This window comes from Chthonomonas sp., assembly GCA_016788115.1.
Taxonomy (GTDB): domain Bacteria; phylum Armatimonadota; class Fimbriimonadia; order Fimbriimonadales; family Fimbriimonadaceae; genus UBA2391.
The window spans coordinates 131,382-147,290 of sequence record JAEURR010000003.1; the positions used below are offsets into that span (position 1 = coordinate 131,382).

Sequence of the window (15,909 nt, forward strand, 5' to 3'; positions counted from 1 at the left end):
GGCCATCGATTCAGCATGGTGATTTTGCGGAGTCCGTCCTGTGCGTGACATACTGAATACGTATTCTCGGTGGTGATCCATGCTTCTCGATTCGATCAAAACGGCACCTCATTCGACCCTTTGCGTACCCGCTGAGCTCGCCGACCTCCAGCGGCTTGCCTTTAACTTCTGGAGCACTTGGGATCCTGGTGCTGTCGCGCTCTTCCGATCGATCGCGCCCGCACGCTGGGATGCCGGAATTGGGCCCGTCCAGCTCCTCGCTGAATCGACCCATCTCGATCATCTCGCATCGGATGCGGCATTCATGCAGTTGTTGAACGAGGTCGCCAGGCGTTTCGAAGCCATGCTCGCGACCCAACCCGCTGCGCCCGCCCGCATGGAGCACACCCGGCCCGTCGCCTACTTCTGCGCCGAGTACGGCCTACACGAGAGCTTCGCGCAATACTCCGGGGGACTCGGAATCTTGGCGGGCGACCATACGAAGGAAGCGTCCGATTTCGGGCTGCCCTTCGTGGGGATCGGCTGCTTTTACCGGCTCGGGTTCTTCCGCCAAATTCTCGATCCCAACGGACGCCAAGAGCACCTGTACCCGGAATTCGACGCGGCCCTCTGTCCAGTCGAGCGTGTCCTCCACCCGCGTGACGGCACGCCGCTGACCATCCAAGTCGAGATGCCTGGCCGCAACGTCCACGTCGCCGTGTGGAAGGTCTCAGTCGGGCGCACGCCGCTGCTACTACTCGATACCAACGTCTCCGAAAACGACGCGGCAGATCGCGCCATCACCGCCCAGCTGTATATGCGTGGCCGGGACATGCGGTTCATCCAAGAGTTGATCCTCGGTGTCGGGGGCGTGCGGGTACTCCGCGCGCTAGGGATCGAGCCCTCGGTTTATCACATGAACGAGGGCCACAGCGCCCTTCTTCTCGTCGAGCGACTCCGCGAAGCGGTCACGACCGGCGCAAGCTTTGCGCAAGCGCAAAGAAGTATCCGCAGCCAGTCGGTGCTTACTATCCACACGCCCGTGCCGGCTGGTAATGAGAGGTTCGACGCCAAGCTCGTCAAGCACACGCTCGTCCCGATGCTCGAAGGGTGCAGCATCCGCCCGCCGGCTCTTTTGAAGCTGGGAATCGGCGACGACGGGGACGCGAAGGTCTTCGACATGACCGCCTTCGCTCTGCGACTCTCGCGCGCCGCCAACGGCGTGAGCCTGCTCCATGGCCGCACCGCCAACGACACTTGGCGAAGCGTGGTTGGGCTGGGCGTCTCGGGCGTGACCAATGGCGTCCACATGCCCACTTGGCTTGGGCCGCACATGCGCGAGACGTTTGAACGTGCCGGAGCTGATATCCTCGGCGGTACCCATCTCAAATTGAAAGAGCGCAAGGACGCACGCGCCACCTGGGACGGCGTGCATGAAATCTCCAATGCGGACCTCTGGCAAGCGCACTGCGAGCAGAAGCGAGTCCTCATTGAACTAGCCAACTCACGGCTTCTGCGGCAGTTCACAAGGCATGGGCGATCACCGGACGAACTACGGGTACTCACCCAACAGTTGAACCCCGAGGCGTTTATCATCGGCTTCGCGCGCCGATTCGCTCCCTACAAGCGGGCCTCGCTTCTCTTCCGCGATCCCAAGCGGCTGATGCGGATCCTGAACAACCGCGACCAGCCGGTACAAGTGGTCTTCGCGGGCAAAGCCCACCCGGCCGACACCGAGGGCCAAGCGCTCATCGCCGAAGTGTATCGGTTCACGCAGGACCCGCGATTCCGTGGCAAGGTCTTCCTCATCGAAGATTACGACATGGCGGTAGGCCGGGCGATGGTCCAAGGCGTGGACCTATGGATCAACAACCCACGTCGCCCGCTTGAGGCCAGCGGCACTAGCGGGATGAAAGCCGCCGCCAATGGCGTGCCCAATGCGTCCATCCTCGACGGTTGGTGGGACGAAGCGTGTGAAGAGGGGAACGGATTCGCGGTGGGCCAACGCGCCGACCAGCGGAATCTGCGAATGCAGGATCGCTTCGACGGCGAGAGCCTCCTTGCGACGCTCGAGCAGCACGTCCTTCCCCGCTATGCCAAGCGGGACGCGGCAGGAATCCCTCTTGACTGGGTCAAGATAATGAAGGGATCGATTGCGACGAGCTTGTACGCGTTCTCAACCCGTCGGATGCTGGAAGACTACGTGCAAGAAATCTACGCTACGGACTCAACGTCGTCCAGCGGCGTATGAGCCCCGCGCGCTTCTCGGATCACATCTTGCAGGCCGATCAGTGCCGTGAGTACGACCGGTCCGGCCATGATGCCGACCGGCCCGAACACGAGCACACCCCCGAGGAGGCTGAAGAAGATCCCCATCGGGTGGAGTTGCACCTTCGCTCCGATCACAAACGGTCGAAGCAAGTTGTCCACCTGACTGACAATGCCAAATCCGACGCCGAGCAGCACGATTCCCTCGACCGTCTTGCCCTGCGACAGCAGCATCAGGGAAAGCGGGACGTAAACTACCGGCCCGCCCAATAGAGGGATCACGCACAGAATGAAAGTTGCGATTCCGAACAGAAACGGTGACGGCACCCCGCACAGCACGTAGGTCGTCGTGGCGATGGCCGCTTGAATCGCCGCAACGAGCACAACCCCCACGAAAACGGCACGGATCGTATTGCCCATGCGATCGATGAGTGCACGCGCCTTTGGCTTGGGGATCGGCAACAAATCCAGTGCGGGCTCAAGCAGCCTGTGCCCATCACGGACCATGAAGAACATCGTGAGCATCGCCACGACCAGGGTGAAAATCCCAAAACCGAGCGTCTTGGCGAAGTGCGGGACGAACGTCGAAAGCTGCGATGTGATCTCGCCGCGGTTCTCGCCGTACCATTTCATGATGTCGAACTTGACGCCGAAGCGCTCGACGACCGGTGTGGCCAGGTTCGAAATCGTCTTGGCGATGCCAAGCCCAGGGTCCGACTCTTGCACAGTCCCCGCGTTCGCGGTGGTTGCCGCTTGGAGTTCGGCGACGGTGCCACTGAATTGCGTGAAGAGCATCAGCCCAATCAGCACCAGCGGGACAATGATCACCGCAAGCGTGCCAAGCACGGTGAAGGTCGCGGCCAGGTTAGAGTGCATCCGCTTGTTGAAGTAGGCGTAAGCGGGGTGGGTGAGCACGCTCAACACAATTGCCCAGGCGATGGCCGCAAAGAAAGGCTGCAGCAGGAGGATGCTTAGCAGCAAGATGAGCGCCGAAATGACCCAAAACGCGGTTGGGCGGTAGTGTTTCTCGAAACCTGTTTCCGTTGAGCTCATAGACAACCAAACTGATTCTGGCTCTTTATCGTTGCAGAGAGGGCTCTTGGCCTACTTCGCTGAGCTTTCTAGCCTGGTCGTCCTGAATGAGTGCATCGATCATCTCCTGGATGTCCCCGTCCATGTATGCCGGGATATTGTGGACGTCTTTGCCGATGCGGTGGTCGGTGATACGGTTCTGATTGTAGTTGTAGGTTCGGATTTTCTCGCTCCGATCACCGCTTCCGATGAGTCCGCGCCGCATGTCTCCACGCTCCTTTGCCTTGCGGTCCTCTTCCAGTTGATAGAGCTTGGCGCGCAAAACGGCCATCGCTTTCAGCTTGTTTTGAGCCTGGCTCCGCTCGTCCTGGCACGTGACGACCGTGCCCGTCGGACGGTGAATGATACGGATCGCCGTTTCGTTCTTCTGCATATGCTGGCCACCGGCGCTGCTACTGCAAAAGGTACTGACCTCTAGGTCGTCGTCCCGGATTTCGAGCTCAACTTCTTCGATTTCGGGCATCACCGCCACGGTAACCGTCGAAGTGTGCGTGCGGCCGCCGCTTTCCGTGGCTGGGACCCGCTGGACGCGATGGACTCCAGATTCAAACTTTAACTGCGAATACGCCCCGACTGCATCGATCGTGAAGACAACCTTTGAGTACGAGTTCATGCCGTCCGAGTCCATCTCGACGACCTCGGTCTTCCACTTGCGGCGCTCTGCATACCGCGAGTACAGGCGAAACAGGTCGCCCGCGAAGATTCCCGCTTCGTCCCCACCCGCTGCGGGTCGGATTTCCACGATGACGGAGTGGCTGTCGTTGGGATCCTTTGGCAGGAGCATGACCTTTAGGTCCTCTTCGATCTGGGCACGCCGCTGCTTCAGGTCCGGGAGCTCCTCTTGCGCAAGCACCCGCATCTCAGGGTCTGCCAGCAACTCCTCCGCATCTTCGATTCCGCGCAGGATCGTCCGGTAGCGGCGGGTCACTTCGACAATGTCGACCAGTTCGGACCGTGCTTTGCCCAGCCGCTTAAGTTCGCTCGGATCGCGGGCGACCTGCGGGTCCTGCAGAGCCTGTTCGATCTGATCGAATCGCGATTCAATTTCTTCTAGCTTGGCAAGCATAAGGCAGGTTCAATTGTACCTACGCCTGGTTTCGTGTCCTGATTTCCATGGTTGCAGATTCAATCGGTGTCCGTGCGTCGTCTGTTCGTGCGAACAACGTTTGTTCGTTCGGAGGAGGATTGTATGTCACTGGTGTCTGAATTCAGGGATTTCATCAATCGTGGGAATGTTCTCGACCTCGCCGTTGGTGTGGTCATTGGCGGTGCATTTGGCAAGATCGTCGACTCAGGCGTGAAGGACCTGATCACCCCACTTATTCCATCGGGTCCAGAAGGGTTCAAGTCGTTCAAGCTCGGCCCAATGGCTGTTGGGAACTTTATCAATGAGATCATCTCGTTCCTAATCATCGCGTTTGCAGTCTTCATGATCGTGAAGGCGGCCAACAAGATGAAGAAGCCGGTCGAAGCGGCACCCGCTGGTCCCAGCGAGGTCGATCTCCTGACCGAGATTCGCGACGCGCTAAAGGCTCGCTAACAAAAGCGTTGGCCCCAGAGACTCTTCTCTGGGGCCAACTTGCGTCTCAGCTTCCTTTCGCTTACTGAATCTGGGCGAAGACCTCTTTCAGACTTGCGGCCGACTTCTGCAGCAGCTCCTTCTCGGTATCGCTGACCGCTGGCTCCATGATGCTCACAACACCGTGGCGACCGACGACTGTAGGAAGCGACAGCGAGATATCGCTGATGCCGAGCGCTCCGCTTTGAACGGCGGATACCGGCAGCAATCGGCCCTGATCGAGCGCAATCGCCTCGACGACTTCCTTGATCGATACACCGACGGCCCGACCGGCACCACCCTTGAGTCGGATGACTTCCGCACCGGACTTCTTCGTGAAGTCGAAGATACCGTTCGCGACATCCTGACTGAAGCCCTTAATGCTCGCGAGGCCGACGCCACCCACGGTAGCGGTGCTCCAGATGGGCACCATCGAATCGCCGTGCTCACCCAGGATGAGCGCCTTGACGTCGGTGGCTCCGACCTTGAAGTGGTCTGCAAGCAGCGATCGGAATCGGCACGTGTCCAACACGGTGCCCAAACCAAGCACTTGGCGCTCGGGCAGAATTCCGGACTTAGCGGCCAGGTGGGTGAGGATGTCAACTGGGTTCGAAACGACTAGGATCGTCGCCCCGTCGGCGAGCTTGCACCCCTTGAGCGATTCGAGAATTTGCTTGAACAGGCCCACGTTGCGGTTGATCAGTTCAAGTCGACTCTCGTCCGGCTTGCGTCGCAGGCCCGCGGTGATGACCACACAGTCGCTGCCATTGACTACGTCGTAGTCGCCACTCGTGATGATCTGGCTGCTGGTGAGCGCGCTACCGTGGCGTAAGTCGAGGGCCTCGCCGTCGGCCATGTCGCGGTTGGCGTCGACGAGCGCGATTTCGCGGACAATGCCACCCAACTGGAGCGCGTAAGCGGCATCCGAACCCACGCGGCCACCACCGCCGATAATGCTGACTTTGATCATGAAAATTCTCCTAGGTTTGCCGTAAGGCTTCGCCAATTATGGCACTTTTGAACCTGGGAGAGTGCGAGATACCTATTCGAGGTCGTACAGGTACAGGCTGGAGTTGCGAATACTGCCCATCCAATTCTTGCGGACTTCGCACCCGTTCTCAAGCGCTGCGGGGCGCAGCTTTTGCACGTGCCCATCGGCGAACGCGGTGGTGAGCATGCCACTGTGCCAGGGCCACGCACCGCCGTAGGAGTCCTCCGAGGGCGACTGACCCGGGTTCCAGCCGATTACTTCTCCGAGCCCGCCCGCCTGGTCAATGCTTCCGTCGATCTCACGGCCGAACTCGATTCGGATGCGGCACGGCGGTTGGATCAAATAGCGTCCGCCACCGGTCGGGCGACCATTCACCACATCCCATACTGAATCGACTAACTGAACCGTGTCGGCCGGGTAGGCGAGGCTTGAGTAACTCGTCGGTACGGCGATGAACCCTCGGTCGGACTGGATCATTGGAGCGAGGAAGACGCCGTTGTAACCGTAGTTCGTACGCTGGGCGATCACGTAGGAGCGGGTCACTGGATCCGCAAGCGAGAGGTCGGCATTGAAGACGCTTTCGACAGTTGGTCTGATCTCGTGATCTTCCGGGCACGTAAAGCTACTGTATCCTCTCACATACGGTTGGAGCAGCTGAGGCCACTTTCGGTCGGTGATCGGGTCTCCACCATTGGGTCCGCGATAAGAACTGGGAACGAAACGGTCGTCGTAATCCGACATATACAGTAGATGCCCCGCAACGACTGATTTGGCCTGAGCCAAACAAGCGGCAGAGAGAGCGCTAGCTCTCGCGGAGCGGAACACAGGCAAAAGCAATGCGCTCAAGATCGTGACGATCACGAGCACCACCATAAGCTCTACCAGTGTGAAGGCGCGTTTCATAGTCGCCCAAATGTCCTATCTGTTCTAGTCTATCAAAGAATTCGGCTGCCAATGCCATAAGTTTCGACAAAACCGAACGATCTGAATCCGTTATTCTCATACCAAGGCACGAGTCGCGCCTCTGTTTGTAGTACGAGCGCCTTCGAGCGCGTATCCGCTTTTTGCGCGCAAGCTTGCACAATTCTAGTTCCGACCCCTCGCTTTCGGCGTCGAGGCTCGACGCAAAGATTGTACAAGCCCATCGACCGTGCGGTCTCGCTGAGCATCACCGCGCCCACTAACTCCTGACCGATCCACGCGCCGTACAACTGGTGCGGCGAACTCACGGTCGCCTCGACGATGGTGGTCCGCAGAACCATTTCCCGTCTCCAAAAGAAGTTTGCCACCATGAACTTGGCCAGCCGCGTCCGTTCCTCTTCGTTCGAGGACAATACCAATTCGATGCTCGGTCCTGCCTGCTCCGAATAGACCATCTGCGTCAGTACACCAAGCTTCGTCAGCCCACAATCCGTGAGCGCACGACCGATGCCTGCGGGCTGATCGCCGTCAACCACAAATATCCGCATGTGGGGTCGCTCCCGGTTGAGCTGCGCGAGCTGATCGGCAAGCTCGCCGAGTTCCTCGGAGGTCGTACGGAAGTCAATCGCGAAGTTGCACAGGGATAGGGGAGTCTTGTGGGTAAAGAGTCGGCAACCGTCCAATTGCGCCTCGCGAACGCCGACGACGGAGGCGGCCAAACCACTGTAGGTCTCGACCACGTTTTCGTGCCCGATGGCCGTCCAACTAGCCGCCGTCATAGCACGAAGCTCCAGAAGAGTCCAAAGCTGACCCGTTTGGGGGTGCCGATCGCCCCCAATGACAGTCCACCCCCGAGGTTAGTGCCCAGATACAAGCGAGGACCGCGTGGGCTCAGCACTGCGGAGAAGAACTGATCTGCCTTGGCGTTCGATCGCCAGAGATCGACCGACGCTGCCACCTGCAAACGGTCGACGCCATCGTAGAGCGATCCCAGCCGGATGGTCGGTGCAGAAAGGGTTCGCGTGAGCGTCGCGCGCCCGACCCCGAAGAATCTCTGCTGGTAGAACTCCGCTACGGCATTGAGGATCGGGCGCTCGGCAAACACTCCGCCGAAATGCCCGGTCTTTAGAACGATCACCTGAGGATCGTTGAGAAGAGAGACGAGCTGGTCGGTGCATTCGGAAGGCACCACCGTGTCGAATTGAGCCCGAATGACCAGCGCCGGGCGCGGGGCCGCGCTGCCTAGATACTCCGAGGGCTCGACTGGCTTCAACGCTTCGCGCAGGCTCGACTCCGTGATCCCGCTCCGCCGCAGGGTCTCACGCTGGGAGACCACCCTGGAACTATTCCAGAGCATCTTGGCGAGATCAACGCCACCCAAGATGAAGCACATGTGGGTGATCCTCGGCTCGACACCCGCGGCCAAACTCCCGACGATGCTCCCCAGACTTGTGCCGGAGAGGCCGATGCGGGATGAGTCGATCTCGGGCCGCGTCGCCATCCAATCGATGGTCCGCCGGATGTCTAGGACCGACTGGATCATGGTCTGGCGCAATTTGACCGGATCGGGCTGGATCGCAAGCGCCCCACTGGCGAATCCCGCAGGGGTCCGCGAAAGGTGGTACGGAAGCTGGATCAGAATCGCTCCGACACGGCGGCGATTCAATCGCGCCGCAAGCCGCTCCTCCAGCCGTTGGTCCGATGCGCCCCAGTAGTGGAGCAGAATGACCGTCGGAACTTGACCGACCGAGTCCGCGGGAAGCAGCGCCCTCACGTACACCGTGTCGTTCTCGGGGATCCCGCTTGAGTACGCGCTGGGGAAGCTGGTTGAGTATTCGCGGGTCACTTCGTCGCTGCGGCCCGCTTGCCACGGCAAGAACGCAATCGGCGGAGGAGCTTGCGTCACCGGTGGCTCCTGCGCAACAATGAACTGAACCCCCATTAGCATCATGAGGATCAAACTTGCCTTCATCACCTTAGTCGCACTTCCGTGCCTGAGCGCCGCCACGTTTCCACCCAGTTTAGACAACGACTTGGACATTGCGCTCGGGACGGCGGGATTAGACAAGCTCAGTGCGCGATTCGATACGGGCATCATGCGCTTCTACCAGGAGTCGGAATTCCAGACCCCTTTCTACCGCAGTTGCCACGAAAATCCGTGGCGCACTCCCTTCTACGCGGAGCAGTGGAAGCGGCAATTCAAGGGCAACGTCGCCGATCCGTCCGAGACCCTTGCGACTGCGGGCCGCATGCTCGGCGTGGGCACGCAGCGGTCCCTCTTGGGCAATCCCATCCAAAGCGCCATTGACGCGGGCATCAAAGCTAATGCGCTGCGGGCAACCCTGGAGAGCATGAAGAAGCGGGGGTTGCTGAACGGAGCGATCCCTGACCTCGGTGGCGTCCCGGGCACCGTGCAAGAAGGAGCTGCTGTGGTCCTCCAGGTCGCGATGCAGTCCATCGGCTATCGACGTGCGACCTTTGCCGATGCCCCCGATTTTTCCAAGCTCTTCGACCGCGCTATCCAAGACAAGATCGAAACCGCAGACGCCGAGCAAAACCAGAGCGACCTGAACTTCTACCGCAAGGTCGATATGCGATACCTGCTCGCAGCGGGCGGCGACCTCGTGGCCGCGACCAAGCATGCCCAAGTCGTGATCCAGTCGACAGATCCCAGCGCAAAGTACAAGGTCACCATCCCCACTTACTGGGGCAAGATCGTCCTGAGTGGTGGAACGAACGACACCTACCCGAACGAGCCGACGCTGCTTGTCATCGACACGGGTGGATCCGACACCTACATCAACGGCGCAAGCAACCGCTCAGTTTTGAACTGGTTCAGCGCGGTGATCGATACCGCAGGAAACGACGCCTACGTCAGCGATCCCGCTCTTGCCAATACGCCGATCGCCTCGTACTCTGGACGAAAGGCGGCAGGGCCTTACGGCCCGGCGAGCGCGCTGTGTGGAGTGTCGGTGCTCATCGACTCGGACGGCAAGGACCTCTACCGTTCGCATCGGCCGGGACTCGCATCCAGCTTCATGGGCGCATCGTATTTGGAAGACTCGACCGGCGATGACACGTACGATGGTTACAGCTCGTGCCAGGGCTCGGCTCGGTTCGGCGTGGCCGTGCTCGAAGATTGGAAAGGCAACGACACCTACCGATCGTTCACGTACAGCCAGGGGTTCGGCGGAGTGCTCGGCATGGGCATGCTGATGGACCGTCTCGGCGACGACAAGTTCGAAGCCAATGTGGACATGGTGGAGTTCCCCTCCCCGCAGAGCGCGCAACAGAACATGAGCATGTCGCAGGGCGCGGCCAGCGGGCGGCGCGCGGACTACCTCGACGGTCACAGCCTCAGCGGTGGCATCGGAGTCTTGCTGGACGAAGATGGGGATGATGCGTATACGTGCGCGGTCTTCGGCCAAGGCGTCGGCTATTGGGAAGGCTGCGGGATGCTCTGGGACGAAGGCGGCAAGGACAACTACGAGGGGGCCTGGTACGTCCAAGGCGCATCCGCTCACTTTGGCATCGGCGTGCTCGAAGACGGCGGCGGCGACGACCAACTGACCGCGACCATGAGCAGCGCTCAGGGAATTGGGCACGATTTTGGAGTCGGCTTCCTCATGAACTGGGGAGGTAACGACAAGTACAAAGCCCCGAACCTGAGCCTCGGCGCAGGGAATGCGAACGGTATGGGAATTTGCATGGACTCCAGCGGCGATGACACCTACGAGACCTCGGGGATTACGCTTGGCCGTTCGTCCGAAGCGCCGAAGGGGAGTTTGCGCGAGCGAGCGCTCACCCTCGGGGTGTTTGTGGACGGGGGAGGAAACGACATTTACCCCGCCGCGATGACATGGGCGCAGAACGCACGGCGACTCCCCAATTGGACCGACCGCCGCACCCCCGCAAACGAGAGCCAAGCGGGAATCTTCTGGGATCGCTAAGCGCGGAGGCTGTCGCTGAACATCCAGCCGCAAAGCAGGCCCGTGTAGATCACGTTGCCGCCCCACAGTAGCGTCTGCTCGGCGGCAAGTCCCGGCGAGTACGCGCTCGCGAGCGAGAGGACCAGGGTGATGCCAGCGGTGGTCCCAATCGTCCGCGATGTCGTTCGGTTAAAGGAGTCTTGCGTGACCGCGATCACAAAGTACAAAAGCGCCGCCACCCAAAAGTTCAGCGCGGCGATTGCACCGATCATAAAGCCGGGCGAGATGCGGCTTAGTGCAGAGCCATGCTGGATCACGAACGGCTCAAGGTTCCGCGACAGCGAAAGTGAGGCCCCCGTGACGATCCCGGAGATGAGTAGCATGCCGACGAGTCCCAGCGTCCAGGTGTCAATCAATGGGACTCCGCGGAAGAGCGCTGGCTCGCGGCCGAGCGCAACGTAGCATGCAGCGAGGATGGTGACGACGACCGGCGCGACCGCCGCATTGGCAAGCGCAGCGTCCGACGGTGCACCCGGTGTCACCTGCACCGCCGCCCGAGTCATCGCCTCCAGCACTTGTTCGTGCTTTTGCTGGTACATCGCATTGCCGGGAGACATTTGAGCGGCGAAGCTGTACATCTCGGCTGCCTTCTTGAGTTCGCCTTTGAACCGGAAGACATCGCCGAGCACCGCGTATGGAATCGGATGAGCCGGATCCTGCTCCAGCATCTTGCGCGCGAGCCGCTCGGCATCAAGAAACCGACCCTTTGCGAGGAGGCTCGTTAGTCGCAGCATCTCGGGGGTCGCGGTCTTGACACTCTGATTCGCAAATCGGACCCGTGGGTCCGGCGCAGGGCCGCTCTTTGGCGGGCGCGGGATGTCTGCCTCGCGCTGAACCCGGCTTGCCTGAGACCGGGGTTTGGGGGCGTTTGCCGCCCGGAGTTCCGCGTCGTAGGCACGGCGCTTTGCCCGATCCATCAACACCTCGTACGCCCGGTTGACCTCGATGAACATCTCAGTCGCCTCGGGCGATGGGTTCCGATCCGGGTGCAATTGTGCCGCCAGCTTGCGATACGCAACCCGAATCTGAGTTTCGGTGGCGGTTGTCAGGACACCCAGTGTCTGGTAGTGATTCTTCGGCACTAGCCTCCCCAGATCATGGCTGTGTCGACCATTTCCTGGTAGTGTCCGCCGATCCCGGCGAGATTGGTGATGTAGACGTATCCGACGTAGACGGCGACCGCCAGCAGGCACAGGACTCCGAAGATCCAGCCGAGCTGGGTCGCCCGCGTCTCGGCCTCTTGTTCGTAATACTCGCTGACCTTTTGCAGCATGCCGTCCAAGTTCCCGGTTTGCTCGCCTGTGTCGGCCATGTTGAGCACGATTTCGTCGAACGCGCCTGTCGCGCGAAGAGTTTGAGCAATGCCACCACCTTCTTGCAGCGGGGCGAGGCCGTGGTACATCTTCGCTCGCAAGTACTCATTGCCAGTGGCGTCCGCCGACAGCTGAAACGCGCGATGGATGGGCACGCCAGCTCGGTACAGCGCTCCGAGAGCGCGCCCGAACTTTGCCATCGAGAATTGGCGCACGGTCTTTCCTATGCCAGGCAGGTACGCCAGGAACAGGTCCCAGTTGTACTTGATCCGGGGGTTATGCAAGCCGACGCGCAGGAAGAGGAACAGGCCGATCAGAACGGGCAGCAACACTATCCAAACACCGATGTTCGTGAGAGGAGAAGTCAACCGGATCGGCGACTGAGGGGCTACAGACTTGATAATCTCATTCGCAGCTAGAAAGATGACAATCGCCGCAGCGATCACGAGTTTGGGATAGATCGTCACCCGTCGAATCAGATTGCGGAGCGCAATCTCTCGGTCGGCGTAGTCGGCGATCTGGGTGAAAGCCTGGGCAAGAAATCCACCCTCTTCCCCCGCACGGACGATGCTCATGGTCAGCGGGTTGAACACCTCGGCGTATTTCTGCATCGCAGCCGACATCGGGTGGCCTGCCTCGACATAGTTCGCCATCTCCTTGCTGATGGACTTAAGCTTGGGCGAGGCTGACTGACGGCCGAGCGTCTCCAGCGCCTGGCGCGGATTGACGCCAGCGTCCAGCATCGTGCCCAGCTGACGGAAAAAGAAGGAGAACGGGGCGAGACCGACCCGGCCGAAAATGGGAGCAAGCACCTCAGTGACGACCGCGTTACGCTGGGTATAGCCATCAGGCAGGGATGCTTCGGAGGTCGCAGTCGGGGGCTGTGGTCGCGGGGCTCGATCGTCCCCGGCAATATGCACTTCCGATACCGCGTAGCCTCTGTCCGCAAGATCTCGCGATGCCGCATCAAGCGTGGATCCGTGGACGGTCCCGCGGATCGGACGGCCAGTGGGGTCGATGGCTTGGTATTCAAAGATGGGCATGGCTACTCGGATTGTCGGATAAAGTTGCTAGGTTGTGTAAGGTTTCTACGCTTTTTCGGGAGCTTACGGCTCCAGACCTTCGAGCACTTGCGCGGGAAGGGTCTTGAACCACCAATACACCACTACGATCAGCACAATGCCAGCGGCGAGAATCATCAAGTTCATCGCCAGCGAACAGCCGAGCCCCTTGGCGGCAAGTTCGCTATGCTCTCGGGACTGGTCAGAGATCGCGCTTAGTCGGTCGAAAACCTGAGAAACTTCTCCGGTGAGTTCGCCAGTCTGGACCATAAGCGCGTACTCCGGTGCGACGACCTTAGATTTGGCGACGGCTTGGCTAAGAGTCATGCTATCAGCCATCCCATTGGCCACCGAAAGCAATCTCGTTCTAAGTTCGAAGTTTGGGACGGCCTCGGAGCAAGCGATCCAAGACTGTCGGGGCGATATGCCTCGCGCGCTCAGCTTCGCTAAGGTCCAACACAGAGTGCCCACACTCTCGTGGGTTGCCCGGCGGCCGATCACCGGGAGCTTCAGCGTCAGGCGATGCCGTAGGGGTAATCGCTTGGGATGCAGAAGCCACCGTGCGATGAGCCACAGGATGGCAAAGACCGCGATCGTAATCGGGAGGACCGTAAAGAGCATCATGTCGAAGAGCGTCTTCGCGATCACCGTGAGCGCCGAACCTCCCGTGTCCGCTTCAGTGGCGCGGTAGGCTTGGGTCATCGCACGCGGAAATGCGAGTCCAAGTGGCAGCGTGAGGACCATGTTCACCACGGCGAACGCCACGACCCAAAAGTGTTTCAGGAACTTCAACTGGCGCATTGACTGCTCCGCAATGAGGTTCGTGCCCTCGGGCAAGAACCCACCCAACTCGGACGCGCGCATCATCCCAACCAGGCCAGGCGGATAGATGCCAGGATACAGGGCGAGTACATCGCTGATTCGGCCACCCTCGGCTGCCCAATGACTCGCGTGGGTGAGGCTTTGTGTCACCGCAGGGAACGGGCAGTTCTGAGCGAGCTTGCTCAGCGCGTCAAAGGGAGTGAATCCGGCTCGGAGCAGGTCCCCGAGCTGAGCAAAGAGCACGTGAAGTTGCCGATCCGAAGCGCGCGAATGCTGATCAATCCACTCACGTCCCGCAGAATCGACCAAAGACCAGGGAGTCTTCCCCTCGTCCAAAAGCTTGGACGCTGCGTGCTCGGCGCGGGTGACGTGCTCCACCCCAGTAACCTGGGCGTCACCCGCCCCGTAAGTCTTGAAACGAAACACGTTCCGTTGTGCAACGGGAGCTGGAGACACTGAAGCGGTCGCCACAACTCTGGGCGAAGTCATGCCTGTCAGCGGCCGCACGGCTTTCAATAGCACTCCCCGCTGGGTCAGGATTTCGACGGCATGGTTTGCGCTCGTGGCATCGACGACGCCACGGACCGGGCTCCCCGCATGCTCCGTGCCTTCGAACTCAAACTGCATGTGTATGAAGACGGATCGGCGGGTCCGTAAGGTTGAGTAGCAAGTCCGAGATCACCCCACATCCCGGTAGCACGAATCGGGGGTCAATCTCGGCGACAGGTTCTAGGACGAATCGCCGCTCTGTCGCACGCGGGTGGGGGACGATGAGTTCGGAGCGGTCCTCGAACGCGAAAACATATCGCAATGAACCGTAGGCGATGAGATCGAGATCGATCTCGCGTGGGCCCATGAAGAACGTCTCGGTCCTGCCAAGCTCAAGCTCAAGCTGCCGTAATCGACGCCATGCTTCAAGAGGAGAAAGGTCGGTCTCCGCAACGCACACAGCATTCATAAAGCTCGGCTGGTCCGTGAAGTACATGGGCTCAGACGCGTAAATCGAGCTGCTCTGGAGCGAGGAGAACTGACCTCGGAGTAACTCTACCGCCGCCGAGATAGTCCGCTCGGCGTCACCCAGATTCGCACCGATGGCAATACAGATGGGAACCACTGCCCGGGTTTACCTTCCTACGATTCGTTCCAGCCCAGCGGAAGCAGCGATGAACTAGTCTCAGGCACCTGTAATTGAGTAAACTACCCCCTGCGCGGCGGGTGTAGCTCAGTGGTTAGAGCGCCTGACTGTGACTCAGGAGGCCGCGGGTTCAAGTCCCGTCATCCGCCCCAAATCTTCCTTACCGCGCAGCTCTCTTGACCAAGATTTCAAGCGCCGACATGATGGCACTGAGCTCCTGCTGAATCGGTTGGTTTGCACCCATTACCAGCATCGAATGCGGCGTCAATTGCAGCGTGCGTGTCATGGCACCCCCGATACTCGACTCGTGCTTGGGCTCGTAGGCCTCGATGGCCTCTCGAACCGAATCCGAAAGCTCGGGCATCTCGTTGCGAGTAAGCCAGTCTTCCACGACCGATTCAATGCGCGACACCTGACCACGGGAGAGGTCTGAGAGCTCGTGCTTGATCTGCTCCAGCTTCAATCCCTGATCCTGCAGAGCGCGGGAGGCGAGAAGGGAGAGGAGATGGTCGTAGCCGTACCGAGCAAACTTCGGCGAACCGAGCGGACGAGGCACCACCCCTTGTGTGGTGTAGAAGCGCAGCGTGCGCTTGGTCATGAGGGGTAGGGCTCGCGAACCTAGTATTGCGTTAGCGGAATTGATGAGTTTGTCCGCGGTATATGGTGCGTAGCGTCGGTAACTAGATAGAAGCGACATATGTTGTTCTCTCGTAAGGCGAGATTCTATCTCCCGTGAACCTCGGCCTCTGTCTTTGGCGAGCATCCATGTCTATAGGTTCC

At 60.1% G+C, this 15,909-nt stretch carries 14 protein-coding genes and 1 tRNA gene; 4 read left to right on the plus strand and 11 right to left on the minus strand.

Features of this window, described 5'->3' with window-relative positions; translation table 11 throughout:
- Positions 1 to 79: 79 nt before the first annotated feature.
- A complete protein-coding gene (gene glgP, locus JNM85_00865) occupies positions 80 to 2,230 on the plus strand; it encodes an alpha-glucan family phosphorylase (GenBank protein MBL8086602.1) in 2,151 nt (716 codons plus the stop codon).
- Here glgP and JNM85_00870 read toward each other — a convergent pair.
- Together JNM85_00870 and prfA are read right to left on the minus strand one after the other, a co-directional pair.
- The gene (locus JNM85_00870) at positions 2,194 to 3,300 is read right to left on the minus strand and encodes an AI-2E family transporter (GenBank protein MBL8086603.1); all 1,107 of its coding nucleotides are present in this window, start codon (positions 3,298 to 3,300) and stop codon (positions 2,194 to 2,196) included. The genes glgP and JNM85_00870 overlap by 37 nt on opposite strands.
- Before the next feature lie 25 nt (positions 3,301 to 3,325).
- A complete protein-coding gene (gene prfA, locus JNM85_00875; protein MBL8086604.1) occupies positions 3,326 to 4,405 on the minus strand; it encodes a peptide chain release factor 1 in 1,080 nt (359 codons plus the stop codon).
- 123 nt (positions 4,406 to 4,528) lie between these two features.
- Here prfA and mscL point away from each other — a divergent pair, with 123 nt between their 5' ends.
- A complete protein-coding gene (mscL, locus tag JNM85_00880; GenBank protein ID MBL8086605.1) occupies positions 4,529 to 4,879 on the plus strand; it encodes a large conductance mechanosensitive channel protein MscL in 351 nt (116 codons plus the stop codon).
- A gap of 61 nt (positions 4,880 to 4,940) precedes the next feature.
- Here mscL and JNM85_00885 read toward each other — a convergent pair whose 3' ends face one another.
- The 4 genes from JNM85_00885 to JNM85_00900 all read right to left on the minus strand — a co-directional run bounded on the left by JNM85_00885 (position 4,941) and on the right by JNM85_00900 (position 8,781).
- Positions 4,941 to 5,867, minus strand: a complete 927-nt coding sequence (locus JNM85_00885; GenBank protein ID MBL8086606.1) for a hypothetical protein — start codon at positions 5,865 to 5,867, stop codon at positions 4,941 to 4,943.
- 72 nt (positions 5,868 to 5,939) lie between these two features.
- Entirely contained in the window at positions 5,940 to 6,791 is an 852-nt protein-coding gene (locus JNM85_00890) for a type II secretion system protein (GenBank protein MBL8086607.1), read from the minus strand.
- A gap of 32 nt (positions 6,792 to 6,823) precedes the next feature.
- Positions 6,824 to 7,588: a GNAT family N-acetyltransferase gene (locus JNM85_00895; protein MBL8086608.1), complete on the minus strand. Its 765-nt coding sequence runs from the start codon at positions 7,586 to 7,588 to the stop codon at positions 6,824 to 6,826.
- Positions 7,585 to 8,781, minus strand: coding sequence for a hypothetical protein (locus tag JNM85_00900; GenBank protein MBL8086609.1), 1,197 nt, complete (start codon positions 8,779 to 8,781; stop codon positions 7,585 to 7,587). The genes JNM85_00895 and JNM85_00900 overlap by 4 nt, the downstream gene beginning before the upstream one ends.
- Here JNM85_00900 and JNM85_00905 point away from each other — a divergent pair.
- Entirely contained in the window at positions 8,759 to 10,759 is a 2,001-nt protein-coding gene (locus JNM85_00905; protein ID MBL8086610.1) for a hypothetical protein, read from the plus strand. The two genes, JNM85_00900 and JNM85_00905, sit on opposite strands and share 23 nt — an antisense overlap.
- Here JNM85_00905 and JNM85_00910 read toward each other — a convergent pair.
- The 4 genes from JNM85_00910 to folK form a co-directional block, all read right to left on the minus strand.
- Entirely contained in the window at positions 10,756 to 11,880 is a 1,125-nt protein-coding gene (locus JNM85_00910) for a DnaJ domain-containing protein (GenBank protein ID MBL8086611.1), read from the minus strand. The two genes, JNM85_00905 and JNM85_00910, sit on opposite strands and share 4 nt — an antisense overlap.
- A complete protein-coding gene (locus tag JNM85_00915; protein MBL8086612.1) occupies positions 11,880 to 13,154 on the minus strand; it encodes a type II secretion system F family protein in 1,275 nt (424 codons plus the stop codon). Before JNM85_00915 ends, JNM85_00910 begins: the two co-directional genes overlap by 1 nt.
- Before the next feature lie 63 nt (positions 13,155 to 13,217).
- Positions 13,218 to 14,621, minus strand: coding sequence for a type II secretion system F family protein (locus JNM85_00920; protein ID MBL8086613.1), 1,404 nt, complete (start codon positions 14,619 to 14,621; stop codon positions 13,218 to 13,220).
- The gene (gene folK, locus JNM85_00925; protein ID MBL8086614.1) at positions 14,611 to 15,108 is read right to left on the minus strand and encodes a 2-amino-4-hydroxy-6-hydroxymethyldihydropteridine diphosphokinase; all 498 of its coding nucleotides are present in this window, start codon (positions 15,106 to 15,108) and stop codon (positions 14,611 to 14,613) included. The genes JNM85_00920 and folK overlap by 11 nt, the downstream gene beginning before the upstream one ends.
- Before the next feature lie 97 nt (positions 15,109 to 15,205).
- Between folK and JNM85_00930 the strand changes: the two genes are divergently transcribed.
- Positions 15,206 to 15,281: transfer RNA gene (locus tag JNM85_00930), tRNA-His, on the plus strand.
- Between the two features lie 8 nt (positions 15,282 to 15,289).
- Here JNM85_00930 and JNM85_00935 read toward each other — a convergent pair.
- Positions 15,290 to 15,727 carry a MerR family transcriptional regulator gene (locus JNM85_00935; protein ID MBL8086615.1) on the minus strand — a complete coding sequence of 146 codons (438 nt, stop codon included), beginning with the start codon at positions 15,725 to 15,727 and terminating at the stop codon, positions 15,290 to 15,292.
- Positions 15,728 to 15,909 lie beyond the last annotated feature (182 nt).

What these genes read in the sequence shown, in the direction of transcription:
- JNM85_00935 (MBL8086615.1), bottom strand. Translation starts at nt 15,727, where the DNA reads ATGACCAAGCGCACGCTGCGCTTCTACACCACACAAGGGGTGGTGCCT.
- JNM85_00915 (MBL8086612.1), bottom strand. Translation starts at nt 13,154, where the DNA reads ATGCCCATCTTTGAATACCAAGCCATCGACCCCACTGGCCGTCCGATC.
- JNM85_00905 (MBL8086610.1), top strand. Translation starts at nt 8,759, where the DNA reads ATGAGGATCAAACTTGCCTTCATCACCTTAGTCGCACTTCCGTGCCTG.
- mscL (MBL8086605.1), top strand. Translation starts at nt 4,529, where the DNA reads ATGTCACTGGTGTCTGAATTCAGGGATTTCATCAATCGTGGGAATGTT.
- JNM85_00895 (MBL8086608.1), bottom strand. Translation starts at nt 7,588, where the DNA reads ATGACGGCGGCTAGTTGGACGGCCATCGGGCACGAAAACGTGGTCGAG.
- JNM85_00885 (MBL8086606.1), bottom strand. Translation starts at nt 5,867, where the DNA reads ATGATCAAAGTCAGCATTATCGGCGGTGGTGGCCGCGTGGGTTCGGAT.
- JNM85_00870 (MBL8086603.1), bottom strand. Translation starts at nt 3,300, where the DNA reads ATGAGCTCAACGGAAACAGGTTTCGAGAAACACTACCGCCCAACCGCG.
- JNM85_00900 (MBL8086609.1), bottom strand. Translation starts at nt 8,781, where the DNA reads ATGAAGGCAAGTTTGATCCTCATGATGCTAATGGGGGTTCAGTTCATT.
- glgP (MBL8086602.1), top strand. Translation starts at nt 80, where the DNA reads ATGCTTCTCGATTCGATCAAAACGGCACCTCATTCGACCCTTTGCGTA.
- prfA (MBL8086604.1), bottom strand. Translation starts at nt 4,405, where the DNA reads ATGCTTGCCAAGCTAGAAGAAATTGAATCGCGATTCGATCAGATCGAA.
- JNM85_00920 (MBL8086613.1), bottom strand. Translation starts at nt 14,621, where the DNA reads ATGCAGTTTGAGTTCGAAGGCACGGAGCATGCGGGGAGCCCGGTCCGT.
- JNM85_00890 (MBL8086607.1), bottom strand. Translation starts at nt 6,791, where the DNA reads ATGAAACGCGCCTTCACACTGGTAGAGCTTATGGTGGTGCTCGTGATC.